Annotated in this window: 18 protein-coding genes and 1 pseudogene; 13 read left to right on the top strand and 6 right to left on the bottom strand. The window is 62.7% G+C overall.

Annotated elements, in window-relative coordinates:
• Positions 1 to 28 precede the first annotated feature (28 nt).
• From treZ to treY, 3 genes are read left to right on the top strand one after another with little or no spacing between them, the layout of a single operon-like run.
• Positions 29 to 1,927, top strand: a complete 1,899-nt coding sequence (treZ, locus tag NCS02_RS14860) for a malto-oligosyltrehalose trehalohydrolase (RefSeq protein ID WP_250502721.1) — start codon at positions 29 to 31, stop codon at positions 1,925 to 1,927.
• Entirely contained in the window at positions 1,924 to 4,131 is a 2,208-nt protein-coding gene (gene malQ / locus NCS02_RS14855) for a 4-alpha-glucanotransferase (RefSeq protein WP_250440378.1), read from the top strand. The genes treZ and malQ overlap by 4 nt, the downstream gene beginning before the upstream one ends.
• Positions 4,128 to 7,073, top strand: a complete 2,946-nt coding sequence (gene treY / locus NCS02_RS14850; RefSeq protein WP_250502720.1) for a malto-oligosyltrehalose synthase — start codon at positions 4,128 to 4,130, stop codon at positions 7,071 to 7,073. The genes malQ and treY overlap by 4 nt, the downstream gene beginning before the upstream one ends.
• 738 nt (positions 7,074 to 7,811) lie before the next feature.
• On the opposite strand, the gene NCS02_RS14845 is transcribed toward treY, so the two are convergent.
• Together NCS02_RS14845 and NCS02_RS14840 are read right to left on the bottom strand one after the other, a co-directional pair.
• Positions 7,812 to 9,176 (bottom strand): hemolysin family protein, encoded by a 1,365-nt coding sequence (locus tag NCS02_RS14845; protein WP_008354020.1) that lies wholly within the window; start codon positions 9,174 to 9,176, stop codon positions 7,812 to 7,814.
• 60 nt (positions 9,177 to 9,236) lie between these two features.
• Complete coding sequence (locus NCS02_RS14840) at positions 9,237 to 10,358, bottom strand: sensor histidine kinase (protein WP_350029891.1); 1,122 nt, start codon at positions 10,356 to 10,358, stop codon at positions 9,237 to 9,239.
• A gap of 690 nt (positions 10,359 to 11,048) precedes the next feature.
• Here NCS02_RS14840 and NCS02_RS14835 point away from each other — a divergent pair.
• The 10 genes from NCS02_RS14835 (at position 11,049) to NCS02_RS14790 (ending at position 22,619) form a co-directional block, all read left to right on the top strand.
• The gene (locus tag NCS02_RS14835) at positions 11,049 to 12,332 is read left to right on the top strand and encodes a flippase (RefSeq protein WP_033536876.1); all 1,284 of its coding nucleotides are present in this window, start codon (positions 11,049 to 11,051) and stop codon (positions 12,330 to 12,332) included.
• 296 nt (positions 12,333 to 12,628) lie between these two features.
• A complete protein-coding gene (locus tag NCS02_RS14830; protein ID WP_160297408.1) occupies positions 12,629 to 12,790 on the top strand; it encodes a hypothetical protein in 162 nt (53 codons plus the stop codon).
• 414 nt (positions 12,791 to 13,204) lie between these two features.
• Entirely contained in the window at positions 13,205 to 14,359 is a 1,155-nt protein-coding gene (locus NCS02_RS14825; RefSeq protein ID WP_008354025.1) for a glycosyltransferase, read from the top strand.
• 10 nt (positions 14,360 to 14,369) lie between these two features.
• Positions 14,370 to 15,449, top strand: coding sequence for a glycosyltransferase family 4 protein (locus tag NCS02_RS14820; RefSeq protein ID WP_175983194.1), 1,080 nt, complete (start codon positions 14,370 to 14,372; stop codon positions 15,447 to 15,449).
• Between the two features lie 66 nt (positions 15,450 to 15,515).
• Positions 15,516 to 16,619, top strand: a complete 1,104-nt coding sequence (locus NCS02_RS14815) for a glycosyl hydrolase (protein WP_250502719.1) — start codon at positions 15,516 to 15,518, stop codon at positions 16,617 to 16,619.
• Positions 16,620 to 17,125: 506 nt separating this feature from the next.
• Positions 17,126 to 19,477 (top strand): polysaccharide biosynthesis tyrosine autokinase, encoded by a 2,352-nt coding sequence (locus tag NCS02_RS14810; RefSeq protein ID WP_008354028.1) that lies wholly within the window; start codon positions 17,126 to 17,128, stop codon positions 19,475 to 19,477.
• A gap of 138 nt (positions 19,478 to 19,615) precedes the next feature.
• Positions 19,616 to 19,861: a hypothetical protein gene (locus NCS02_RS14805; RefSeq protein ID WP_250502718.1), complete on the top strand. Its 246-nt coding sequence runs from the start codon at positions 19,616 to 19,618 to the stop codon at positions 19,859 to 19,861.
• A gap of 84 nt (positions 19,862 to 19,945) precedes the next feature.
• Complete coding sequence (locus NCS02_RS14800; protein ID WP_008354030.1) at positions 19,946 to 21,361, top strand: hypothetical protein; 1,416 nt, start codon at positions 19,946 to 19,948, stop codon at positions 21,359 to 21,361.
• Between the two features lie 107 nt (positions 21,362 to 21,468).
• Entirely contained in the window at positions 21,469 to 21,810 is a 342-nt protein-coding gene (locus NCS02_RS14795) for an FKBP-type peptidyl-prolyl cis-trans isomerase (RefSeq protein WP_008354031.1), read from the top strand.
• A gap of 11 nt (positions 21,811 to 21,821) precedes the next feature.
• Positions 21,822 to 22,619, top strand: a complete 798-nt coding sequence (locus NCS02_RS14790; protein ID WP_250460453.1) for a helix-turn-helix transcriptional regulator — start codon at positions 21,822 to 21,824, stop codon at positions 22,617 to 22,619.
• Here the strand turns inward: NCS02_RS14790 and NCS02_RS14785 are convergent.
• The 4 genes and pseudogenes from NCS02_RS14785 to NCS02_RS14770 form a co-directional block, all read right to left on the bottom strand.
• Positions 22,601 to 22,702: pseudogene (locus NCS02_RS14785) on the bottom strand (PLP-dependent transferase); the annotation flags it as partial. The gene NCS02_RS14790 and the pseudogene NCS02_RS14785 sit on opposite strands and share 19 nt — an antisense overlap.
• A 113-nt stretch (positions 22,703 to 22,815) precedes the next feature.
• The gene (purF, locus tag NCS02_RS14780) at positions 22,816 to 24,363 is read right to left on the bottom strand and encodes an amidophosphoribosyltransferase (protein WP_008354035.1); all 1,548 of its coding nucleotides are present in this window, start codon (positions 24,361 to 24,363) and stop codon (positions 22,816 to 22,818) included.
• Between the two features lie 143 nt (positions 24,364 to 24,506).
• Positions 24,507 to 25,040 (bottom strand): CvpA family protein, encoded by a 534-nt coding sequence (locus tag NCS02_RS14775; protein WP_008354036.1) that lies wholly within the window; start codon positions 25,038 to 25,040, stop codon positions 24,507 to 24,509.
• A gap of 9 nt (positions 25,041 to 25,049) precedes the next feature.
• Positions 25,050 to 25,913, bottom strand: coding sequence for an SPOR domain-containing protein (locus NCS02_RS14770; protein ID WP_250523218.1), 864 nt, complete (start codon positions 25,911 to 25,913; stop codon positions 25,050 to 25,052).
• Positions 25,914 to 25,917: the final 4 nt, after the last annotated feature.

The following is a 25,917-nucleotide window of genomic DNA, read 5'->3' as shown; positions in this document are numbered from 1 at the left end:
TCCACCGCAGCATTAGAGGCAGGAAATCATGTCCGAACGTCCGATCGATCCGCACAAGCATCAATATGCGTATTGCCTTCCTTTCGGCGCTCATCTAACGGGCGCCGCACGCGACAATCCGCGCACGCGCTTTCGTTTCTGGGCGCCATCGCGCGATGCCGTGCAAGTGGAAATCCTGCGCGCGGGCGGCACGCCCGAACGCGTCGACATGCAGCCGACCGGCGACGGTTGGTTCGAAGCCGAAGCCGATGGCGGCGCGGGCACGCTGTATCGCTATCGGCTCGACGAGGACCTCGCCGTGCCCGATCCCGCCTCGCGCTATCAGCCGCAGGACGTGCATGGACCGAGCGAAGTCATCGACCCGCGCGCGTATCGATGGACGCACACGAACTGGCACGGCCGGCCGTGGGAAGAAACCGTGCTTTACGAACTGCACGTCGGCGCGATGGGCGGTTTCGCGGGCGTCACCGCGCGCCTGCCCGAACTCGCGCAACTCGGCGTGACGGCCATCGAGCTGATGCCGCTCAACGATTTCTCCGGCACGCGCAACTGGGGCTACGACGGCGTGTTGCCCTACGCGCCTGACTCGGCGTATGGCCGTCCCGAAGATCTGAAGAGGCTCGTCGACACCGCGCACGGTCTCGGCCTGATGGTCTTTCTCGATGTCGTCTATAACCACTTCGGACCAGACGGCAATTATCTGCACGCGTATGCGAAAACCTTCTTCCGCGAAGGCGTGAACACGCCGTGGGGCCCGGCGATCGACTTCGAGCGCCCGCAAGTGCGCGACTTTTTCTTCGACAATGCCCTGTACTGGCTCAACGAATATCGTTTCGATGGCCTGCGCCTCGACGCGGTGCACGCGATCAACGATGACGAATGGCTGCGCGAACTGGCGCATCGCATCCGCAGTTCCGTCGAGGCGGGGCGTCATGTACATCTCGTGCTCGAGAACGAGCACAACACGGCGAATCTGCTGGAAACGCATTTCGACGCGCAATGGAACGACGACGCGCACAACACGCTGCACGTTCTGCTGACCGGCGAGGACGAGAGCTACTACGGCGCGTATTCCGACAAGCCGATCGAAAAGCTCGCGCGCATTCTCAGCGAAGGCTTCGCGTATCAGGGCGATCCGTCGCCGATTCATGACGGCAAGCCGCGCGGCGAACCGAGCGCGCATCTGTCGCCCACGCGCTTCGTCGCGTTCCTGCAGAACCACGATCAGATCGGCAATCGCGCGATGGGCGATCGCCTGCGCGCATTGACCGACGACGAATCGCTCTTCGCCGCAACCGGCCTTCTGCTGCTTTCGCCGCAGATTCCGCTGCTTTTCATGGAAGAGCAATACGGATCGAGGCAGCCGTTCCTCTTCTTCACCGACTATCACGATCAACTCGCCGATGCGGTGCGCGAAGGCCGTCGCAAGGAATTCGCGAAGTTCTCCGCATTCACCGACGAAAAGCGCCGCGCGCAGATTCCCGATCCGAACGACGAGAAAACGTTCGACATGTCCTCGCCGAAGATCAGCGACAAGCAGGACGAAGAAGACCGGCTCGAATGGCTGCACTTCTATCGATCGGCGTTGACGGTGCGCGCGAAGCTCATCACGCCGCGTCTGAAGGGCGCCAAAGCGCTCGGCGCGGACGTGCTCGGCGACAAGGCGCTCGTCGCGCGCTGGAAGCTCGGCGACGGCGAAACGCTCTCCATCGCGCTCAATCTCGGCGACGCGGCTGTCGCGCTCGACAAGCAGCCGCCGGGCAAGATCATCTTCGAGACGCCGGCGCGCGCGCAGGATCGCGTGCGTAACGGCGAACTCGGCGCTCGCACGTTCCTCGCGTGGATCACCGGCGAAGTGAACGAATATGCGATTGCGCACGACGCGCGCCGCTTCGAACCGGCATCCGCGGAAGGAAAAGTCTCGTGAACGCCGCCGCGACGAAAACGACCCAGACGGGCGCCACGCGTTCCGTGAGCAGCATCGAGGCGCTCGCGGAGCGCGCGGGCTTCGAGATCGAATGGCAGGACGCGCACAAGAACACGCAGCGCGTGCCTGAAACGACGCTGCGCATTCTGCTCGAAAAGCTCGGCCTGCCGTGTGGCAACGCCGCGCAGATCAAGCAGAGCATGAACGCCGTCGATGCCGAAATGAGCGGCCGCAAGCTGCCGCCGCTCATCACCGCCGAAGTGGATCGCGGCATCGCGCTGCCGGTGTCGGCGGCGAAACAGGGCGCGCGCTATCGCATCGAACTCGAAAGCGGCGAAGTGATCGACGGGCGCTTCACGTCGCCGAAGGGCGAGACCGCGCTGCTCTCGCCGATCGCGGAGCCGGGCTATCACACGCTCGTCATCAACGACCATCGCACGACGCTCGCGGTCGCGCCCGCGCGCTGCTACACCATCGACGATGCGTGGCGCACGCTGCACGAAGATGCGGCGAAGGCGCCGCCGCTGTGGGGCGTCGCGGCGCAAGTGTATGGCTTGCGGCGTGACGGCGACGGCGGCATCGGCGATTTCACCGCGCTCGCATCGCTCGCGACGCAAACTGCGAAGCGCGGCGGACATGCCGTCGCGATCAGCCCGATGCACGCGATGTTCAGCGCAGAGCCGAACAAGTTCAGCCCGTATTCGCCGTCGTCGCGGCTCTTTCTCAACATCGCGCACGTCGATCCTGCCGCGGTGCTCGGTGCGCCTGCCGCGCGCGCCGCGATCGACAAAGCGGGCGTCGCGAAGGAACTCGCCGAACTCGAAGGACTGACGCTGATCGACTGGCCGCGCGCATCGAACGCGCGCCTCGCGATTCTGCGCGCCCTCTTCGACGCGTTTTCCGAAGATCGCGATTCGCCCTTCGCGAAAGACTTCGCCGCATTCGTCGAGGAAGGCGGACGTCCGCTCGAAGACCATGCGCGCTTCGAAGCGCTGCAGGCCGCGCAGATCGCGCAAAACGGCGAAGGTCACTGGCGCAACTGGCCCGAAGCGTTGCGCGATCCGCGCAGCGACGCGGTGACGGAATTCGCCGATGCGCATCGCCGCGAGGTCGATTTTTATCTCTTCACGCAATGGCTTGCCGCGAAGGGACTCCTGCACGCACAACACGCCGCGCGCGATGCGGGCATGGCGGTCGGGCTCGTCGCGGATCTCGCCGTCGGTTGCGACAGCGCGGGCAGCCACGCATGGTCGTATCGCGATGAAATGCTCACGGGCGTGTCGGTCGGCGCGCCGCCGGATCTATTCAACCAGGCCGGGCAATCGTGGGGACTCACGACGTTCTCGCCGCGCGCGATGCGTACGCAAGGCTTCGCCGCGTTCATCGACATGCTGCGTTGCGCGTTCAAATGTGCGGGCGGCATCCGCATCGATCACATACTCGGCTTGCGCCGGCTGTGGCTCGTGCCCGAAGGCGAAAGCGCGAAGGACGGCGCGTATCTGCGCTATCCGCTCGAGGACATGCTGCGGCTGATCGCGCTCGAATCGTGGCGGCATCGCGCGATCGTCGTCGGCGAGGATCTCGGCACCGTGCCGCCCGGCTTTACCGAGCGCTTGCAGGAGCACGGCTTGCTTGGCATTCGTGTGCTGTGGTTCGAGCGCGAAGTGGACGGGCCGGGCTTCAAACCGCCGCGCGAATGGGACAGCGGCGTCACCGCGACGACGACGACGCACGATCTGCCGACCGTCACCGGATGGTGGCGCGGCGAGGACATCGTGTGGCGCTCGAAGATCGGCCAGACGATGGCGCGCGCCGATGGTCGCGATGCCGTCGAAGCCGCGCTCGAGGAACGCGGCGAAGATCGCGCGCATCTGTGGCGCGCGTTTCAGGACGCGGGCATCGCACCGGATGACGTGGAGGCGCCCGATATCGACAATGCGCCCGTCGACGAGGCGCTCGCCTTCGTCGCCGCGACGCCCGCGCCGCTCGTCACCTATCCGCTCGAAGATTTGCTCGCGCTCGTGGAGCAGCCGAATCTGCCCGGCTCCATCGACGAGCATCCGAACTGGAGAAGGCGCATCACGCGGCCCGTCGACGAACTGTTTCTCGACGATGCCTTCGCCGATCGCCTGCTCGCCGTCGATGCCGCGCGCAAGCGTTCCGCGCAACCGAACGAACCCAAATCGAAACCCGAATCACCATGACCGTACCGCGTTCCACGCTCAGGCTTCAGCTTCACAAGGGCTTCACTTTCGACGATGCCGCCGCGCTCGTGGACTACTTCGCGCTGCTCGGCGTGAGTCACGCGTACGTCTCGCCGATCACGACCGCGACCGCCGGCTCCACGCACGGCTACGACGTCGTGGACTACACGGCGGTCAATCCCGAACTGGGCGGCGAGGACGGCCTGCGGCGCTTCGTCGAGAAGCTGCGCGCGCACGAGATGGGACTGATCGTCGATATCGTGCCGAATCACATGGGCGTGGGCGGCTCGGAGAACGCGTGGTGGCAGGACATCCTCGAATGGGGACGGCATGCCGCGCATGCGCGCTTCTTCGACGTCGACTGGCATTCGCCCGATCCCGCCTTGCGCGGCAAGGTGCTCGCGCCGTTTCTCGGCGCGTCTTACGGCGACGAGTTGCAGGGCGGCAAGATCAAGCTCGCGTATCGCGCGGATGAAGGGCGCTTCGTCATCGAGTATTACTCGAACGTGTTTCCAGTCTGTCCGGTCGATTACCCCGCCGTGTTCCAGGAAGCGCCCGAGCTCGCGCAACGCTTCGTCGGCCTGACGACGCAGCCCGCCGATCAGCCGCGCGCCGCCGATGCGCGCACCGCGCTCATCACCATCGCGCAGACGGAAGGCGGCCAGGCCGCGATCGAGGCGATTCTCGCGGCGCATTCGCCGGATACGTCGGCGGGTCGCGACCGGCTGCATCGGCTGCTGGAGCGCCAGCATTATCGGCTGGCATGGTGGCGCACCGCCGCGGACGAAGTGAACTGGCGGCGTTTCTTCGATGTGAGCACGCTCGGCGGCGTGCGCGTCGAGCGGCCTGAAGTGTTCGAGGCATCGCATGCGCTCGTGTTCCGGCTCTTCACCGAAGGTCTGATCGATGGTGTGCGCGTCGATCACGTCGATGGTCTCGCCGAACCGCGCGAGTATTGCCAGCGCCTGCGCGCGCGGCTCGAAGAGTTGGCGGCGGAACGGCCCGAGGCGTTGCGGCATGGCAATGGGCGCACGTATTTCGTCGTCGAAAAGATTCTTGCGCGCGGCGAGCCGTTGCGCCGCGACTGGCAGGTCGATGGCACGACCGGTTACGACTTCATGAACGACGTCGGCGCGCTGCTGCACGATCCGGCGGGCGCGGAGCCGCTTGCCGCGCTTTGGGCCGAGATCACGGGCAAGAGCGCATGCTTCGCCGACGAAGCGCTCGCCGCGCGCCGCAAGATCCTCGCGGAGAATCTTGCGGCGGAACTGGATCGCGTGACGCGCGCGCTGCATCGCATTGCACGCGATGCGCAGACCACGCGCGATTTCACATTCACGTCGATACGGCGCGCGGTCGCGGAACTCGTCGTGCAGTTTCCGGTGTATCGCATCTATCCCGTGGGCGGCGTGCGCAGCCCCGATGACGAGCACTTTTTCGCGCAGGCGCTCGAAGCCGCGCGCGCGGTGCTCGCGCGTGCGGACCATGTGGTGCTGGATCAGGTCGCGCAATGGCTCGGCGGCAAGCTGCCCGATGAACTGCCGCAGCCCGAGCGTGGCGAACGCAACGACCGTCCCGAACGCGGCCGGGATCGCGCGGCGGAGCGCAATCGCGAACGTGAGCGCGATCGCAATCAGGCGCAGGCGGGGCCGAATCCCCCGTCGTCGAGCGGCTCGCAGCGTCGCGCGGCGCAGACGCTGTTCTCGCAGCTGACATCGCCCGTGGCGGCGAAGGCGGTCGAGGATACGGCGTGTTATCGCTACGGACGGCTGATTTCGCGCAACGAAGTGGGCGCCGATCCGGGCGAGTTCGCGTTGTCCGTCGATGCGTTTCACGCGGGCAATCGCGAACGCCTCGATGCGTTTCCGCACGCGATGCTTTGCACGGCGACGCACGATCACAAGCGTGGCGAGGACGTGCGCGCGCGCATCGCTGCATTGAGCGAAATTCCCGACGAATGGGCCGCGACGCTCAGGCAATGGTCGACGTTGAACACACCATTGCGACGCGGCCCGAGCGGCGGACATGGCGAAACCACCGGTATCGACGACTGGGCGCCGGGGCCGGCGGCGGAAGCGATGCTGTATCAGACGCTCGTCGGATGCTGGCCGACCACACTCGCGCCCGATGACGAAGCGGGCGTTCGCGAACTCGCCGAACGTGTCGCCGGATGGCAACTGAAGGCGCTGCGCGAGTCGAAGACGCGCACGAGCTGGTTTGCACCCGACGAAGCGTATGAGAACGCGTGCAGGGACTTTCTGTTCGATATCGTCGCGCCGCAGCGCCGCGATGGCTTTCTGCGTGAGTTATCGGCGTTCATCACGCGGCTCGGACCGCTCGGCGCGATCAACAGCTTTCAGCAAACGCTTTTGCGGCTCACGTCGCCGGGCGTGCCGGACCTTTATCAGGGCACGGAGTTGTGGGATTTCAGTCTTGTCGATCCGGACAATCGTCGGCCTGTCGATTATGAGTTGCGTCGCAAGTGGCTTCTCGAGATCGAAGAGCAAGGGCCGCCTTCGGAGCAATTGGCGAACTGGCGCGATGGGCGCGTCAAGCTTGCAATCGTGCGGCGAGCTTTGGCATTGCGCAAGCATTGCGAGTCGTTGTTTGCGCAGGGCGAGTATTTGCCGCTCGAGGTCGAGGGCGAGCATGCGGGGCGCGTGATTGCGTATGCGCGGCATGCGGGGAGCGCGTTTGCTGTCGTTGTTGCGACGCGGCTTGCAGCGCCGCTGCTGGACGTCGGGCGCGACGTGCCGCTTGTCGAGGCCGAGCGTTGGGGCGATACCGCCATCGTGTTGCCAGAAGCGCTGCATTCAAGGGCTTTGTTTGACTGGCTCAGTCCTAGTGCGCCTAAAGCCGATGGGGCGAGGTTGTTTTTGCGCGATGCGCTTGGGGTTATGCCGGTGGCTTTGCTTGTTGAGGAAGGGGTGCCTAAGGCTTAGGTTTCTGCTTTTCGCTTTCGCTTGTTGCTTTCGCTTTTTCTTTTGCTTTCGCTCTTGCTTTCGCTTGTCGCCGGATCCCGGTTTCGCGTCGGTCTATTAGCACTGCCCCTGTGCGGGGCGGCACTCACTTTCTTTGCTGCTGCAAAGAAAGTAAGCAAAGAAAGCAGCTCGTTAAGCCCGCGGTCACACGCAATTTGGGTAGTCCTCTCGTCCACGGTGGCACTCGCCTAAAGAGTGCCCTCATCACAATAACGGGGCTTGGATCGCGCGCGGTCCGCCGCCCAATAACTTCGAGCGCGCTGGTTCAGCACGAAATAGCTTCGGCACAGCGCTACGCGCTGCCGCCGGGTCTGCAAGAGAAACCGGCGTGATCCACGCGCGGTGAGATGGAGACGTTAGTAGAGAAGCACATGCATCCCCGATTGACCCATCGGCCGCGAAGCGGGCTGGAGCTATTTGGTGCTGAACCAGCTTGTTGTGTGGTGCGATGTGACAGACCGTGCGCGAGCCAAGCCCGATGGGGCCTATGAGGGCACTCTCTAGGCAGCCCACGATGGACGAGAGGACTACCCAAATTGCGTGTGACCGCGGGCGTATCGGGAGCTGCTTTCTTTGCTTACTTTCTTTGCAGCAGCAAAGAAAGTGAGTGCCGCCCCGCACAGGGGCAGTGCTAATAGACCGACACGACAACGGGATCCGGCGAAATCACTAGCGAAAGCGAAGAAAAACCCAAAAAGGTCATTCCGCTTCCTCAAGCGCCTCCTCCCGCGGATACACCCGAACCAGCACAATCCTCGGCCCCTTCATCTTCTTCACGACGATATCGAACCGATCGAACTCCACCCGCTGCCCTTCACTGGGCAAATCGCCCAAAGCATTGATAACGAGCCCGCCAACCGACTCCGCGCGTCCTTCATCGATATCGATCCCCAACGCGCGCTCGAGCGAAACAACCGGCAAGCTGCCCTTGCCCATCAACGTGCCGTCATCCATGCGCGACCAATCGGCATCGCCCTGACGAAACTCGTCGTGAATCTGCCCCACGAGCGCGCCAAGCAGGTTATCGAGCGTGATGAAACCGATAGGCTTCGCGCCCTTGCGCCCAACGATCGCCAGATGCGGCGCGCCCTTGCGAAAGCGCCGAAACAGCTCGAGCGCCGACAGATTCGGCGCAACGTACTGCACCGGCCGCACATGACGCGAAAGCTTGTCGATCTTCCCGACCGCATCCTTCGAAAAGTTGAAGTGGATGCCACGCGCGCCGCCATCGCCTGAAAGCAGAAGGTCCTTCAGATGGATCATGCCGATCACGCGCTCGCCCGACGCATCGGCGAAAAGCGGATAGCGCGAGAAACGATGCCGCGCGATCACGGCGAGGTTGTCGCGCATCGGCAGATCATTGCGCAAGCCGACCAGCTCGTGCGCCGGACGCATCAGATCCGACACCGTCATGCGACTAAAATCGAGCGAATGCGCGATCGTATTCCACTCGTCCTCGTTATACGAGGAGCCGCCGCCATGACGGCGCCCGCGCAGGATCAGCTTGAGCTCGTCCGTGGAGTAATGCGCGTCGTGACCATGTTCGGCCGAAATGCCGAAAAGACGCAGCACGAAGTTCGCGCTCGTATTCAGCACCCAGATGAACGGATACATCAGCCAGTAAAAGCCATATAGCGGCGTGGCAAGCCACAGGCCCACCTGTTCCGCGCGACGGATGGCCCACGACTTCGGCGCCAGTTCGCCAACGACGATATGCAGGAACGAAATGACGGAAAACGCGAAGAAGAGCGAGATCGAGTCGATCAGCTTCTCCGACTCGACGCCGAGCAGTGCAAAGAGCGGATGAAGCAGCGCCGCGAACGCGGGCTCACCGATCCAGCCGAGTCCGAGCGATGCCAGCGTGATGCCGAGCTGACATGCGGAAAGATAAGCGTCGAGCTGCCCGTGCACCTTTGCGAGCAGTCGGCCAGGCAAGCCATTGGTGCGTGCCAAGGCCTTGACGCGCGTGGCCCGCAGCTTGACGAGCCCGAACTCCGCCGCGACGAAGAAACCATTCAACGCGACGAGCAACAATGCGCCGATCAGCGCGACAACCTGAGCCAAAGCAACTCTCTTCGAAAGTGGAAAGCGTCAGTATATGGGTGACAGCTGATCGAAAGTCAATTACATGCCCGCGACCGGCACGCGCACCGATAACGTCACTTCGGCGTTGTCGGCGATATCGCTGTGCTCGAACGCGCCGCCATGCGCCTCCGACACGCGCTTGCACAATGCGAGGCCCCATGCGATGCGTCCGCCTTCGCGCGGCTCGAGCGCCTGACGCCGCGCGAACGCTTCGAGCACGTGCGGCGAGGCCGTATCGCTGAGCGCCTGTGCCGATGCCGTGAATTGCACGTCCGTGCGCCACATGCTGCCCTCGACGTTGCTCGACACACGCACCGTCGCGCCCGCGGGACTCGCTTCGGCGGCGAACGCGAGCATGAGCCAGAGCGTCTGCAACAGACGTTCGCCATCGCCTTCGACTTGTTCTTCCGCGAGCGGCGAATCGATGTCGATCGTCACGTCACGCGCGCGCGCGACGCCGGCACGCGCGAGCGCCGCGCTCTTTTCCAGAAGTGGTCGCAACGCGACCGGCGCGAGCGCGACCTGTAGCGCCTTGGTCTCGGCGCGCGTCGTATCGACCGATTGCTCGATGAGCTTCACCTGTTGCTCGACGCCCGAGCGAATGCCCGCGAGCGCGCGCTGCGCGGCGGCATCGTTGGCGTCGACCTTGCGCTCCAGCACATAACCCCAGCTATGAATTGCGTTGAGCGGGCCGCGCAAATCGTGCGATACGACCGACAGCACATGATCGCGCATGAAAAGCGCAGCCTCGGCTCGCAGATGCGCGATGCGATCCTTTGCGCTGGGCTCGCCGTCCGGCGCGTTCGCCGGCGATACGATCAGCGTCACGCAATCCGGGCCCGGCAGCGCGATGATCGAGAAGGCGCGCCGCGCGTCGTCTTCGCCGAAGCTCACATGCGCGCGACGCGTGCCGTTGCCTGCGAGCGCGGCATCGGCAGCCTCGGCGAGCACCGCAGTGAGCGGCCGCGGCAACGGCGTGTCGGCGAGTGCGCGGCCGTTCAGCGCGGCGGGATCGAGATCGAAGAGATGAGCGAGAACGGAGTCGGCGGAGAGGCATCGCTGGGCGGCGTCGAGCACCAGCACGCCGTCGTTTCCTGCGACGGCCGCATCGAAGGACTTGTCGCCTTCGGGTTCGACCGTACTGGAAAAAGACGTTGTCACGGTTGTGGATCCTTGGTGTATCGGTGTTGCGGTTGATGTCGCGGAAGCTGGATGCGTAGTAGCAGTGCGCGTATTGGCCTGACGAACGAGGACGCGCGAGAAACCTTGCAAGTCATTATATGTGAGCGCCTACCACGCCTGCGGCAGCGGTGCGCAACGCGCTCCGCTGCGCCGCTCGCAGCAATTCGCGTGCACGACCGATTCGGCATCATGCGCATGCGTTTTCATTCGACGCTCGCACAAGATGCTATCGGCGAACTATTGCGACACGTCATGTGTCGGAAGGGAAGGCCTCGTGGTTCACGCGCCTTTCGCTTACCAGCACTTCGCGAAAATTTCAATCGAACGATCGCATCCGATCATCGTGTTACGTGTGCAAACCCACTGACAAATACGGGTTTTCCTTGTTAAATAGCTTCTGTCGCACAGACAGCGCACTCTCCGGAAGTGTACGACGGTCCGGAACCGGCGCATTTCGTTCAACTTCAGCGCGCTTGATGCCAGGCCAAGGCACAAGTGCGCAGACCTCTTTGGCCCGCGCCGCATTGACGGCAATACGTACGAGCGAAACTAATCGCTTCATGCGTTGTCACGCAATGGCCCGCCCGTAACGGGCGAGCATGCAGGGTTCGTAGCCCTGCGTCATAGTCATAAAATCAAGCTGCGCTAAAGCCGGGGAAAAACCGTTCAATGGCTTCATTTCGAAAGAACTTCACGATATTGATGACGCTGCAGGTATCCACATACCTCGCACCGTTGCTGACGCTGCCATGGCTCGCACGCGTCCTCGGCCCCAGCGAATACGGACGCCTTTCGTTCGGCCTCGCCTTCACCGCATACTTCATCTCAATCACCAATTACAGCTTTTCGCTGACCGCGACGCCGAAGATCTCGATCAATCGTCAGAGCCGCGAAATGCGCTCGAAGCTGTTCTGGGAAACCATCGTCACGCAGGCCGCGCTTGCATTAGCTGGCTTCTTCGTTGTCATCGCGCTGACGTCGGTCGTACCTTATCTGCAAGAGAACCGCGAGTTGCTTCTCATCGGCTATGGTCAGGCAGTCGGTGCAATGTTAATTCCGACGTGGTACTTTCAGGGCATCGAAGATCTCGGCATGTTGAGCCTGTTCGTATTCATCGGACGTGCCCTCAGCATTCCTGCGATGTATCTCTTCGTGCGCGAGCATGACGATGTCCATAAGGCGATGGCCGTCAATGCTCTGGTGCCGCTGCTGTCGGGCATCGCGATTTGCACGTACCTTTATCTGCGGCGCGAGCTCGACTTCGTGCGCGTGTCGCTCCGTACCATCGTCGTTCGTCTGAAGGACGGATGGAGCGTATTCATGGCGACGTCGATCGTCGACATCTATGCATCGAGCAACATCGTGCTCCTGACATTTATTTCGGGTAATGTTGCAGCAGGTTATTTCGCCGCGGCCGACAAGCTGATCCGTGCCGCGTTGAACATGCTTCAGCCGCTCAAGACCGCGGCCTATCCGCGCGTGAGCTTTCTCATGCATCACGCAAAGGATGATGCGTTTGCATTCCTGCGCAAGATGTTCGTCGTGCAAGGCCTGATCGTGTCGCTGATCTCGGTGTGCATCTTCTTCGGCGCGCCGCTTGCAGTAAAACTCTTGTATGGGCCGAAGTTCTTGCCTACCGTAGAGGTGTTGCGCTGGATGGCATTCGTGCCGTTGATGGTCGGCCTGACGGATCTGTTCGGTGTTCAGACGATGCTGCCGCTCGGCATGAAGGCACAGTTCAGCCGCGTGCTGATGGCCTCCGCGGTACTGAATTTCAGCTTGCTTGCCGTGCTGGCGAAGCTCTTCGGCGAGCAAGGCGCGGCGGCTACGGTGCTGATCGTCGAGACGCTGGTTGCTGCGGCCATGGCCTTCACGCTGCATCTGCAAGGCGTGCCGTTGCTCAAGCGTCAGCGCCCGATCGCGGGAGGAAGTGCCGGGTCTGAAACGACGTGAACCCTATGGGGAAATACGTCGTAGCTAATAAGCTTTCCCAGGCTGCATATTCGCTTTTCCATAAATGTGAAACTGGCGTGTTAAAAACAGTAACAAGTGATTCTAATTGGTAACGCATTTATCGAATCACGCGCTTTAACAAAGCTTTGTTTTGCACCCGAAGAGCGCAGCGGATGCTTTCGACTTGCGCTCTACTCCAAAGTTGCATTTAAGTATGTGAGTCAACGAACCGACCTATGCAGGTCGAGTCGTTATCTTAATGGTATGAGCAGCATTTAATTAAGAGAGCCTGCAGAATGGAAACAGAAGAAATGTCGGTCGAGCATGTACAAAGGCTGGCCGATCAGGCCGAGAGCCTGCGCATGCAGTCGGTCGCGGTACCGCTCAAGGATCTGCAGATCCTTCTGCAGATTTGCGAGACGGCGATAGCTCAGCAGAATGCTGCGGCCGCCAAATAAGCTTTATTTTCCGTATTCGTCAGCACGATTTCGCTGACTTCACGATGTTTCCAAAAAAGACCGACATCGGGGCGCCCATCCGACCAAAGCTGATTGGTCCGGGAGCTTGCGGCAGGTAAATCCAGGCTTGTCATCAGGCTTGACGGGGCTCTTGGCATCCCCGTGCGCAAGGAACGAGTAATGCTATGCCGGATCTCGTGTGTGCTTTTCGGACGCGTATTCAAATCGTGCGATTAGTACTCGCCATGCATATCCCGGCTTTTTGACGCGTTCCTCGAAGTGGCCATAAACCGCCGCTTCGGATGCGTTCGCCCTGCGTGAACGTGTCACGTCATTTTCCATAACGACTAGACCATTCCTTCTCATTGCGTATCGCCGCGGGCGCTCGGCGCAACGCCATTCGAAGAGTTGAATATGAAAGAGATCGTCCATATCACCGAAGCCTTCGGCGGCGGTGTACTGTCCATGCTGACGCAGCTTTCCAATCGCGCGGCGGCCGCTGGCGTCGGCGTAACGATCCTTCATTCGATCCGGCAAGAAACACCCAATAATTTCGCCAAGCTCTTCCATCCGGCAGTAAAGCTAACCTACGTCAGCATGTTCCGCGAAGTGAGCGTGAAGAATGACCTGACGAGTCTCTGGAGCCTCGTCCGCAAGTTGAAGGAGTGCGATCCATCGGTGATCCATCTGCATTCGTCGAAGGCGGGCGTTCTCGGACGCGCGGCCGCGCGCATCGCCGCGCCGCGCGCACGCGTGTTCTATTCGCCGCACGGTCTCGCGTTCCTGCGCCGCGACGTGTCGCCCGCGAAGCAGTTTGCTTATCTGAGCTTCGAGCGCATCGCCGCGAAGCTCGGCGGCACCATCGTCGCGTGTTCGAAAAGCGAGCTCTCCGAGATCGAAACGAAGATGCATGCGCGACGTGCCCGCATGATCGAAAACGGCGTGAACGTTCCGGAGATTCCGCCGCGCGTCGACACGAACGCGGGCGGCATCGTCATCGGCATGAGCGGCCGTGCGATGTTTCAAAAGAACCATGAAGCGTTCGTGAAGCTCGCGAGCGAGTTGTCCAACCCTTCGGTGCGCTTCCTGTGGATCGGCGGCAACGAAACCGAATTGCCCGCCGGCACGCCGAAGGATGCCGTCGCGTGCAGCGGCTGGGTCACGCGCGATCGGGCGCTCGAACTCACGGCTGGGCTCGATATCTATGTGCAGACGTCCCGGTGGGAAGGCATGCCTATCGCACTCATCGAGGCGCAGGTCGCGGGCATTCCCGCCGTCGTCACCGACGTGGTCGGCAATCGCGATGTCGTGCAGCACGGCGTGACCGGCTTCGTTGCATCGAACATGGAGGATATGGCGAAGTACATCGCGATGTTGCGCGATGACCCGTCGTTGCGCGCACGCATGGGGGCCGCAGCGAGAGCATCCGCAAGCAAGCGCTTCTCGATGGACGCGATCTTCCGTCAATGGCTTTCGATGTACGAGTTCGGCTCCGACAAGCCCACGCGCGAGCCGCTCGGCGCGAATGAGGTTGCATCGTATGAAACCAGCTCCGATTCACAGTTCTGACGCCCTGCACATGGATACGACAATCGCCACGAACAAGCTCGTCTATAACGGCCGCTTCACGAGCCAGAAGACCACCGGCGTGCAACGCGTCGCGCGCGAACTCGTCGCCGCGCTAGGAAAGTTGCCGCAAGGCTCGCATGTGACGCTCGCGGTGCCGCCGCAGGACGGACTCGATCCCGTGCAAGGCGTTCAGACCGTCAAGCTCGGCTTCGGCAAGGGCGTCTTCTGGGAGCAGATCGTCCTGCCGCTCTTCGCGGGGCGCTCGCGTATCGTGAATCTTTCGAACTCGGGTTCCATCTTCCGCCCGAACCAGATCATCTACATGCACGATGCCGCGGTGTTCGATACGCCCGCGCATTTTTCGTGGAAGTTTCGCACCTGGTATCACGTGATGTTCTGGATTCTCGCGCGCACGTCGAGCTGCGTGCTGACGAATTCGAAGTTCTCGCGCGACCGGCTCGCGCATCATGTCGGCGTGCCGGCGGAGCGTATCGGCGTGGTGCCGCTCGCGGCCGATCACCTCGATCAGATCACGCCCGATCTTTCGGTGATCGACGAGCTCAAGCTCACGAAGCGGCGTTACGTGCTCGCCGTGAGCAGCATGAATCCGACGAAGAACTTCAAGCGCCTCGTCGAGGCGTTCATGCGTCTGAGCGATCCGTCGATCGATCTCGTGATCGTCGGCATGAAGAACGCCGCGATCTTCGGCAAGGCGCACGATCTGTCGAGCGCGCCGAACATCAAGCAGGCGGGCTATGTCAGCGACGAAAAACTGCGGGCGCTCTACCAGAATGCGGCGTGCTTCCTCTATCCTTCAATCTACGAAGGCTTTGGCATTCCGCCGCTCGAAGCCATGCGCAACGGTTGCCCGACACTCGTCGGACGCGCGGCCGCATTGCCGGAAACGTGCGGCGATGCATCGATCTATTGCGACCCGTACTCGGTCGAAGACATTTCGAACAAGTTGCGCGAGCTGCTGGATTCGCCTGAACTGAGCGAAGACCTGAGACGTCGCGGCCTCGCGCATGCCGAGCGCTTCCGGTGGACGGAAAGCGCCCGCTTGCTGATGCAGTTCATCGACAAGCCATGATGGCAACGACGTCACATCATTCCCACGCGCCCGCCGAAGCACGGCGCGCGCTTACATGAGGGCCGAATGTCGATGCGAACTCTGGTGGCTGCCGTCTCGCTCTTCGGTGCGCTGTGCTGCGCATCCGTTCTGATCTATGCGCGCAGCGGCACGTCCGACGCCTATTCCAGCAAGCACTCGGCAACGCACAAGGCGGACGCCGTGAGCAGCGCGACGCCCAGGATCGCGTGCGGAAACGGATCGACGGGTGTGTTCTACGGCATCGCGGGACATCTGGAACATCACGGCGCCTACGGCACGAGCGATTACGACTTGCAGATTTCACAGCTCCGCGATCTCGGCGTCACGATGTATGCGCAGGATGTATCGAGTGAACGAAGCGCGCATATGGTGGCGGATTTCGCGCGCGCGGCGGCGAAGCAATGCATCGGCGTACTCGCGCTCGTCACGCCCTTCGAGCCGGAAAAGCGCGCGAACGAGCAGGAAACTTTCGAGCGAGGCTATGCGCTCGGCAAGACGGCGGGAAGCGTGCTGAAGGGACTCGTAACGTACTACCAGGTCGGCAACGAATACGACAACTGGTCGATACTCGGCTCGGATCGCAGCGGCGAGCATCCGCAGGACTACGACAACGCGATGTTCATGAAAGCGCGCGGCTCGATCCTCGGTCTGATCAAAGGCATACGTGAGACGAATCCCGACGCGAAGATCCTGCTGACGTCGTTCAGCTGGCTGCATTACGGCTTCACGGACATGCTGTATGCGGGCACGCAGCCCGACGGCTCGCGCGGCCATCCGATTCCGCAGTGGGATATCACTGCATGGCATTGGTATTCGAACATGGGTTCGATCACGGCGGCGGGCGACAAGAAGGTCAACGTGCTCGAACGCCTGCGCGACAGTTATGGCAAGCCGATCTGGATCACCGAGTACGGCGTGCGGCCCACGCACGCGGACCCGGGGGGCTATCTCATCGGCAAGGACGCATTGAAGGGATTCGTGTCGCTCGCGAAGACCTACAACATCCAGAACGTGACGTTGTACGAGCTATACGACGATCAGCGCTTTGGCGGCGATGGCAACTACGGCGTGATCCACGATGACGGTAAAACGCGCAAATCGCGCTTCAATACGGTGCGCGACTTCATCAAGGCCAATCCGATGCCATGAAACCGCAATCTATTCGTGTTACGAATGAAGTATGGGCGGAACTTGCGATTATCGCGTGAAAATGGGCTTGCGCAACGGGGGACCCCACCCTTATGACGCCCGCAACGTTCGCTACATAACAGACGCATGCAGTTTGTGTCCGGAAGATAGATTCAGCACCGTTTTTTCCGGACTCAACGTATCGTTTTACAGCAAGCGATTCGTAGGGCTTCGCGAGTTTCATCCGCCGAATCCCGAGACGCGGTTCCGAGGCACGGAGTGTGCTTCCAAGGAATATCGCACTCCGACGAGCCAACGCGCTTCGTCACGCGAACTCGAAGCATCGCGCGCTTCGCCCGCTTTTAAGAGCCTTTCGCGTCTTTAGTCTGTCTGGAAGTTCCGACGGCCCTGCGCCGGATCAAATAACACGTAAGACGTACCGCGGACATGTCGCGCGGGCTTTCTGTTTTTTCTCGGCCCGGGAAACAACGCTCAACTTATCGACTTATCGAACTGAGGACGCGCCATTGAACACCCTCTATGTCAACTCCGGATCCTCGCGCCCTGGCAAGGACGACGGCGAATTCACCGCGGGCGACATGCTCAGGCTCCTGCGCGATCACCTTGGCATGCTGTTCCTGTTCATCGGGATCACGGCCGCGCTCGCGACCGCCTATGCGTTTCTTGCCACGCCCATCTATTCGTCGGATGTCGTGGTGCGGGTCGATCCACCTGATCCGAACGCGCTCGGCATCGCGCCGCAAAACCAGGCGCAGATGCAGCAGGCTCAACCCACGGCCACGCAGCTCGCGCCCGCGGAAATCTCCGTGATGCAGAGCCGCTCCGTGCTCGAACCGGTCGTGAAACAGTTCCACTTCGACATCAAGGTCAAGCCGGACACGTTCCCGGTGCTCGGTCAGATCGCTTCGTTGTTCGCGAAGAAGGGACATCTCTCCCCGGCATGGTTCGGCATGGATTCGTACGGATGGGGCGGCGAGTCGCTGCAGATCGGCCGCCTCGATGTGCCGCCTTCGCTCGAAGACCAGAAGCTCGACTTCGTTCTGCTCGACAACAACCAGTACGAACTCCGCGACCCCGACGGCGCGGTGCTCGTGCGTGGCACGATCGGTCGTCCGGCATCGGCGAACGGCGTGTCCATTCTCGTCAATAGCGCGCTCGGTCATCCGGGCGTGCACTTCGACGTGACGCGCCTCAACACGCTCGACGCGATCGCGATGATGAAGAAGACGATGAAGGTCGCCGAGTCCGCGAAAGACACGGGCGTCGTGCAGATCACGTTCAACGCCGACGATCCCGCGCTGACCGCCGATGTCGCGAACGCGCTCGGCCAGGCGTATCTGACGGCAGCCGTGCACGCGCGTCAGGCCAACGACACGAAGACGCTCGAATTCATTCGCGGAGAATTGCCGCGCCTCGAAAGCGATCTGCGTCGCGCGGAAAGCAACTTGAGCGCGTTCCGTTCGAAGTCGCAATCGGTGACGCCGCTCAACGAAGCGCAGGCCTATCTGCAAGGCAGCATCACGTCGATGCAGCAACTCGCGACGCTCAAGCTGCAACGCACGCAACTCTTGCAGCGTTTCCAGCCCACCAGCCCGCAAGTCGTCAATCTCGATCAGCAGATCGCGGAGCTCGAAGCATCGAACAAGCAGATTCAGCAGCGCTTCGACAGCATGCCCTCGTCCGAGCGCCAGAACGCGACGCTCACGCGCGATGCGCGCGTGGCCGAAACCATCTACATGGGGATGGTGAACAAGGCGCAAGAGCTGTCCGTGCGCCGCGCAAGCACGAGCGGCGGCGCGCATATCGTCGATAACGCGCTGCGTCCGTATCGTCCGGTGAAACCGAACAAGGCGCTCGTGATCGCCGCGGGCACGGGTCTCGGCTTTTTCATCGGCACGTTCTTCATCTTCCTGCGCCGCCACGCGATGATCGGTGTGACCGATCCGATGTTCGTCGAGCGCCGTCTTTCGGTGCCGGTACTGGGCGAAGTGCTGTATAGCCGTCAGCAGGCGATGCTCGATCACGAGATTGCCGTATCGCCCGTGGAGCACGCGCCGCTCACCTACTCCGGCGCTCAGGACGGCGGCGCGCCGAAGGCGTTGCCGCATATTCATCTGCCAGAGCACGACGCGTTCGCGATGCCGCACGTCGCCGACACGGACCGCGACGCCCGCGTGCTGGCGACGCGCTTCCCGCACGATCCGGCCGTCGAGGCGCTGCGTGCGGTGCGTACCGAGCTGTATCGCGATCTCGCCAATGCGCCGAATAATATCGTGATGCTGACGGGCCCGATTCCGTCCGCGGGCAAGAGCTTCGTCGCGGCGAATCTTTCGGTGCTGCTCGCGGAAATCGGCCTGCGCGTGCTGCTGATCGACGGCGACATGCGGCGCGGCCACATCGCATCGTTCTTCAAGCAGTCGAATCCGGGCGGTCTCTCGGAAGTGCTGAAGGGCGAACTCGCGCTCGGCGATGCGATCCGTTATGTCGGCGTGCCGGGACTGTCGTTCATGTCGTGCGGCGGCTATCCGGAGAATCCTTCCGAACTTTTGATGATGCCGGGCTTCCGCAACATGCTCGCGCGCATGAGCGATCAGTTCGACCTCGTGATCGTCGATACGCCGCCGTTCCTCGTCGTCACCGACGCGGCGATCGTGGCGAGCGATGCGGGTTCGACCGTGCTCGTGCTGCGCTCCGGCATCCAGAGCGAGGAAGAGATCGAGGAAACCGTGAAGAAGGTGCAGCGTTCGGGCGGCAGGCTCGTCGGCTCGGTCTTCAACGCGATTCCGCGACGCCCGAGCAATCGCCGCAGTTATGGTTACGCGGCGGCATATACGAGCACGTTCAAGTCGATGACCTAACCGCGGCGCATAATCGAGCGCAGCGGATGAAGCATCGCGCCGCGTGCCTGTCACGCGGCGCTTCACGTTGTAACGGTGGAATCTGCACGGACTTTCGATGTAAGCACGTCGTCAACCGGGTCGATGAGAGAGACGCATATGAGCGGACATTTTTCATTCGGGCATCGGCTCGTGCACTGCCCGCGTTGCCGCAGGCAAGTGGGCGCGACGTTGAGCGTGTGTCCGCATTGCGATTTTCATCGCGTGCGAAAGGCGCGACCCGAGCGGCAGTTGCCGCCGCCCGTGCAAGAACCGGTCGTCATCCGGCGCGCGCCGCTCGTGTCGCTGCGTTCCGCGCTCGTGATCCTGCTCGCGCTCCTGGCGACGCTCCGGCCCAGAGTGTGAGCGTGCCGACGATCGATCCGGCAGGCGTTTTGCTCCCGATAACGAACGACAGCCCGTCATGAAGCGGGCGCATCCTACCCTTCGATGATGAAAGATAAAGCGTCGCTGACCGACCTCTACTACCGAATCTGGGCCTTCGCGATGCCGGTGACGTCGTTTCTCGTCATGCCATCGATTCAGGGCACGACGATCGGCTATCTGATGTGCTTCCTGTCCGTGCCGCTCGTGCTGCTGTTCGGCGGGCGCGCGCGCAAGAACTGGATGCACTTCGTGATCGCGGCGATCGCGGTCTGGCTGCTGATGGTCTGCACCTCCCAGCTCGCGGACGTCATGGCGCCCTTCGATCCCGACTTCAGCAAGATCTCGCTCGTCGACGACACCGATCCCCTCACGTTCATCATGCGCAAGAGCATGTTTACGCAGTCGCTTTACGTGGCGGCGGTCGTGCTCTATGCGGCGTATGTGTACCACTATTACAAGCCGACCTGGGATCAGTGGATTCTCGCGGCCGTCACGCTGCTCGCGATTTACGGCATTTACGAAGTGGCGTACTTCATCGCGACGGGACAGCCGGGCGACTTCATCTCGAACCGCGCATTCGGCGATCAGTTCGGCAAGGGCATCGTGCGTTCGGACGGCACGGTGAACGGCAGTTCCTTCCAGCAGATCGACATCAAAGGCTTTCCGATCCAGCGCTTGAAAGCGCTGACAGGCGAGCCGTCGATGTACGCCATGTCCATCTTCCCGTTCTGGGTCTACTTCAACGCGACGTCGCGCGTGCGCTGGCCGGTGTGGGTGATCGGACTGTCGCTTCTGATGACCACTTCGTCGACGGTGCTGATCGGCTATGCGGTGTATTCGCTGATCCGCGTGCGCAAGCTCGGCATCAACCCGGTGAAGGCGCTGATCGGACTTTTCGTGCTGTGCGTGATCGGGTATCTGCTGCAGGATTACATCGCCGAGCTCTTCAAGCAGATGGTGACCGACAAGCTCGAAGCGAAGACCGAGTCGGGCTCCGACCGCAGTCTGCTGTTCCTTCACTCGATGCAACTGTGGCTCGATCTCGCGCCGCTCAATAAGCTCTTCGGCATCGGCTTCGGCTATGTGCGCTCGACCGATCTCTTCTCGACGCTGCTCGTCAATACCGGCATCATCGGCACGGTCTTCATCAGCGCGTTGATGCTGTACCCCGCGTTCAAGCTCGACTGGGATCCGCGCGGCATGGCGCTGCGCCAGTGCTGCGCCGCGACCTGGACGATGATGATGGTGTCCGTGCCCGAGTTCGCCTATCTCGCGCCGTGGACGCTCGTCGCGATGGCCTATGTCCGCGTGCGCGCGCTGAAGATCGCAAGGCAGCAGATCGGCGATCAGGCCGCCGCCGCCGCGATGCATGATTCGCAAGACGGCGCGTCGATCGGCACCGCGATCGGCCGGCACGTAAGGCCGGAAATCGGCACACGCATCGGTTCGCGCTTCGGGCCGCACAGCCGTCATCTGTAATCGACGCGGCGCTTCCGGGCGCCGCCCGCTTCCCTGCGACGTTCTACAATGTCGGTTTCGACCACCGGTTCATCCATCGCCGATGACCGGGCAACCAGGGAGCAACCATGTCGACTGTCACGACCGATTCCGGTCTCAAATACGAAGACGTCACCGTTGGCGAAGGCACTGAAGCCGTCGCCGGCAAGACCGTCAGCGTGCACTACACGGGCTGGCTCACGGACGGCCAGAAGTTCGATTCGAGCAAGGACCGCAACGACCCCTTCGCCTTCGTGCTGGGCGGCGGCATGGTCATCAAGGGCTGGGACGAAGGCGTGCAGGGCATGAAAGTGGGCGGCGTGCGCCGTCTCACGATTCCGCCGCAACTCGGCTACGGCGCGCGCGGCGCGGGCGGCGTGATTCCGCCCAACGCCACGCTCGTGTTCGAAGTGGAACTGCTCGACGTCTGAGCGTTTTCCGCATGAGCGCGCCGCTTCATCGTCCTGCCGTGTCGTTGCGCCGCTATGAGGCGGCGCAGGCGTCGGACGTGCACGACTTTCATCAGATCGTGCTCGGCCTCGACGGGTCGATGGAGATGGCCGTCGACGGCAACGGCGCACGCATCGATTGCAGGGGTGCGTGGATCATCCCGGCGGGCGCGCGCCACGATTACTGGGCCGAGGGCGACAATCGCCAGCTCGTGCTCGATCTGCCCGCCACGTCCGTCGCGGTGCCCGAGCGCTACTTCGAACGGGCGCGCGCGATCGTCATCGATCCGCGCATCACGCAAGCCGTCGCCGATGTCGCCCGTCGCGCGCATCTCGCGGATGCGCATCTCGCGGACCGCTTCGCATGGCAAGCGGCTGCGCATCTGTGCGGCGCGCTGATGCACGACACCGACGATTCCATCGACGCGATGCGCGGCCTCGATTTCGCGCGCATCGACCGATGGTTGCGTTCGCAACTATCGGCGCCGCTGCGTATCGCCGATCTCGCCGCGCATTGCGGCTTCGGCATGCGGCGCTTTCATCAGCTCTTCAACGAAGCGTTCGGCGAGACGCCGCATCGCTATCTGCATCGGCTGCGGCTCGACACCGCGTTGACGTTGCTCGCCGACTCGCGCGCGTCGCTCACCGATATCGCGCTCGATGTCGGTTTCGCCGATCAAAGCGCGTTCACGCATGCGTTCTCGAAACGCTTCGGCATCTCGCCGGGGCAATGGCGCAACGGCGGTTCATCCGATTCACGCGACAGACCGGCGCGTATGACGGATGCGTGATAGCGCGCGATTTCGAGCGCATTCGCCGATTGCTTCTCGACGCGCAACCCGAGCGTCTCCATGCCATTCGACAGCACCCACGCAAGCGCTTGGCCGCTTCCGCCGCGCTCGAAAAGCAGAAGCTCGAAGGCTCGAGACGCAAAAAAGCCCGCTTGGTCCTTGCAGACGAAGCGGGCTCGTTCGAAGCGCCGAAAACTTACTCGACCGATAGTTGCAAATGCAACTGTGAGCGCGCCATGCCGCCCTCTTGCGCGTCGCTCGCAGCATCGCGATCCGACTGCGATTGCGGCGCAAGACGTGCGGACTCGATGCGATCGAGATAATCGGTCGTCACGTCGCCAGTGATGTAGTTGCCGTCGAAGCACGACGCTTCGAATTCCTTCAACGCCGGATTGATGTCGCGGATCGCGTTCTTCAGGTCTTCCACGTCCTGATAGACGAGATAATCCGCGCCGATCATGCGTGCGACTTCCTCATCGCTGCGGCCGTGCGCAACGAGTTCGCCGCGCGTCGGCATGTCGATGCCGTACACGTTCGGGAACTTCACCGGCGGCGCGGCGGACGCGAAGATCACTTTGTTCGCGCCGGCATCGCGGGCCATCTGCACGATTTCATGCGAGGTCGTGCCGCGCACGATGGAATCGTCGACGATCAGCACGTTCTTGCCTTTGAACTCGATGCCCATCGCGTTGAGCTTCTGACGCACCGATTTCTTGCGCACCGCCTGACCCGGCATGATGAAGGTGCGGCCCACGTAGCGGTTCTTGAAGAAGCCTTCGCGATACTCCACGCCGAGCTTCGCGGCGACCTGCATCGCGGCGGGGCGCGACGAGTCGGGAATCGGCATGACGACGTCGATCGGCACATCCGGCAGCACGCGCTTGATTTTCTCGGCGAGGTAATCGCCCATGCGCAGACGCGCGTTGTAGACCGGCACGCCGTCGAGGCACGAATCCGGACGCGCGAGATACACGAGCTCGAAAATGCACGGATTGAGCTCGGGCTTCTCGGCGCATTGGTGGCTGTGCAGATTGCCTTCCGCGTCGATGAAAATCGCTTCGCCCGGTTCGACATCGCGCACGAATTCGAAGCCGATGCCTTCGATCGCCACCGATTCCGACGCGACCATCCACTCGACGCCCGTCGACGTTTCGAGCTTGCCGAGCACAAGCGGACGAATGCCGAACGGATCGCGGAACGCGACGAGACCGTAGCCCGCGATCAGCGAGACGATCGCGTACGAGCCCTTCACACGGCGATGCACGCCCGCGACGGCTTTCCACAGCGCGGTCGCATCGAGTTGCAGGCCCGAGCTCGCGAGCTGCAGTTCGTGCGCGAAGACGTTGAGCAGCACTTCGGTGTCGGATGCGGTGTTGATGTGCCGGCGGTCGATGCGGAACATCTCGTCCTTCAGCTGCATCCAGTTCGTCAGATTGCCGTTATGCGCGAGGATGATGCCGAACGGCGCATTCACGTAGAACGGTTGCGCTTCTTCCTCGCTCGATGCGGACCCGGCGGTCGGATACCGCACCTGGCCGATGCCGACGTTGCCCGGCAGACTGCGCATGTTGCGCGTGCGGAACACGTCGCGCACCATGCCGTTGGCTTTGTGCATGTGGAAGTTATTGCCGTTCGCCGTGGCGATGCCCGCCGCGTCCTGTCCGCGATGCTGGAGCAGGAGCAAGCTGTCATAGATCAGCTGATTGACGGGACTTTGGGAAACTACACCTACGATGCCGCACATGGCATGGTCCTTCAAAGAGTCGAAACGGGTAGACAAGGCGTTGCCCGGATCTCTTCGACGCTTCTCTCAAAAACTGGCCGTGACGTGGCCGGGGCGAAGCGTCTTCGAGCCGTCGCGCGTTCCTCGTGTAGCCGGCCGTTCGTCTATTGTGCGGCGTTGGGCGCCAGGCCGCCCGGTTCGGGAGCGACGTGCACATACGCGGCGAGCGTATCGGGGAGCAGCGGTTTCAATTCGCGCACGCCTTGCTCGGCCATCGGCCGCAGCAGCGCATTGCGCCAAAAATCTTTCTGAGGCAGTTCGGTCAGGCCAGCCAGGGCGACCAGAATAACTACCAATATAGCCCCTCTGACGAGGCCGAACAGCAAGCCCAACGAGCGGTCCACGCCGCGCAGGCCGGTGACTTCCGTGATGCGCGTCAATAGCGCCGACAGCACGCTCGATACGAGCAGCACCGCCCCGACCACCAGCACGAACGCCACGAGCCACTGCGTAAGCGCGCCGCCGGGCCACGTCGACGGGATATACGGCACGACGAGCCCGACGAACCGTCCCGCGATCAGAATGGCGGCGACCCAGCCGACCAGACCGAACGCTTCGGCCAACAGGCCGCGCCACATGCCGCGCAGCGCGGACAGGCCGATCACGGCCATCACGGCGTAGTCAAAAGCGGTGAACATCGAGCCGGCTTAGTTCGATGCCCGGGTGCCGCCGCCCAGGCCGGCCTGCCGCACCTTCACGAGCGCGGCCTGCGCCGACGCGCGATCCGGGAACGGCCCCGCGCGCAACAGCGACTTGGTCGCGCCGTCCGACTGCTTGCGATGTTCGAGATATGCGGGCACACCCGCGGACTTCAACTTGTTGACCCAATTCTGCGCGGCGGTTTCGTCGTCGAACTGGCCGATCTGCAGCACGAAGCGGCTGCCCGCCGGCGACGACGGCGTGTTCGCCGCGCCTGCCGCGGCGTTCGCCGCGGTATTTGCGTTGGCTTGTTCGGAAGGCTCGGCCGCTTGCGGCTTCGCGTTCTGGCTCGCCACGGCTGCGGGCTTCGACGGCTTCGCTTCCGGCTTGGCTTCGGCTTTCGCGTCAGGCTTCGCTTCCGGCTTCGGCTCGGGCTTTGCCGTTGCGGCAGGTGCCGCGGCTTGCGGCTGCGTCACGCCGGCGGAAACACTGCCCGACGCACCCGACGGCGCGTCGTGCGCGACACCGGCTTGCGTGTCGGCGTCGTTGGCGTCGCGCGACTGCTTCGCGGCGGGCGCCGGGCGGTTGGGAATATCAATGGAAATGTCGTCGGTGACGGGCTTCGGACGCGAATCGAGCACCATCGGCAGGAAGATGACGGCGGCGAGCACCAGCGCGATCGCCCCGACGAGCCTGCGGCGCGCGCGCTGCTTCTCGGGCAGGGTGGGATCGAGCATCATCGCGTCGGCGTCGGTGCGCTCGGATCTGCGCGTGCGGCGTTCCGTGCGGACGGTGTGACGCGAGCCGCGCGATGAATCGGAATATGCGTCGCGACCGGAGTCGTCTTTCTTGCCGAACGAAAAGAGTCCCATGTAT

Origin of the sequence: Caballeronia sp. NCF2 (assembly GCF_023631205.1) — a bacterium.
GTDB lineage: Bacteria > Pseudomonadota > Gammaproteobacteria > Burkholderiales > Burkholderiaceae > Caballeronia > Caballeronia zhejiangensis.
The sequence above is the reverse complement of the archived record's forward strand: the minus strand, read 5'-3'. Positions and strand labels throughout refer to the sequence as shown.

Coding starts and splice junctions, on each gene's coding strand:
- NCS02_RS14770 (WP_250523218.1), bottom strand. CDS start 25,913: ATGGGACTCTTTTCGTTCGGCAAGAAAGACGACTCCGGTCGCGACGCA.
- NCS02_RS14815 (WP_250502719.1), top strand. CDS start 15,516: ATGTCGATGCGAACTCTGGTGGCTGCCGTCTCGCTCTTCGGTGCGCTG.
- NCS02_RS14835 (WP_033536876.1), top strand. CDS start 11,049: ATGGCTTCATTTCGAAAGAACTTCACGATATTGATGACGCTGCAGGTA.
- treY (WP_250502720.1), top strand. CDS start 4,128: ATGACCGTACCGCGTTCCACGCTCAGGCTTCAGCTTCACAAGGGCTTC.
- treZ (WP_250502721.1), top strand. CDS start 29: ATGTCCGAACGTCCGATCGATCCGCACAAGCATCAATATGCGTATTGC.
- NCS02_RS14825 (WP_008354025.1), top strand. CDS start 13,205: ATGAAAGAGATCGTCCATATCACCGAAGCCTTCGGCGGCGGTGTACTG.
- NCS02_RS14830 (WP_160297408.1), top strand. CDS start 12,629: ATGGAAACAGAAGAAATGTCGGTCGAGCATGTACAAAGGCTGGCCGAT.
- purF (WP_008354035.1), bottom strand. CDS start 24,363: ATGTGCGGCATCGTAGGTGTAGTTTCCCAAAGTCCCGTCAATCAGCTG.
- NCS02_RS14800 (WP_008354030.1), top strand. CDS start 19,946: ATGATGAAAGATAAAGCGTCGCTGACCGACCTCTACTACCGAATCTGG.
- NCS02_RS14820 (WP_175983194.1), top strand. CDS start 14,370: ATGGATACGACAATCGCCACGAACAAGCTCGTCTATAACGGCCGCTTC.
- NCS02_RS14795 (WP_008354031.1), top strand. CDS start 21,469: ATGTCGACTGTCACGACCGATTCCGGTCTCAAATACGAAGACGTCACC.
- NCS02_RS14775 (WP_008354036.1), bottom strand. CDS start 25,040: ATGTTCACCGCTTTTGACTACGCCGTGATGGCCGTGATCGGCCTGTCC.
- NCS02_RS14805 (WP_250502718.1), top strand. CDS start 19,616: ATGAGCGGACATTTTTCATTCGGGCATCGGCTCGTGCACTGCCCGCGT.
- NCS02_RS14790 (WP_250460453.1), top strand. CDS start 21,822: ATGAGCGCGCCGCTTCATCGTCCTGCCGTGTCGTTGCGCCGCTATGAG.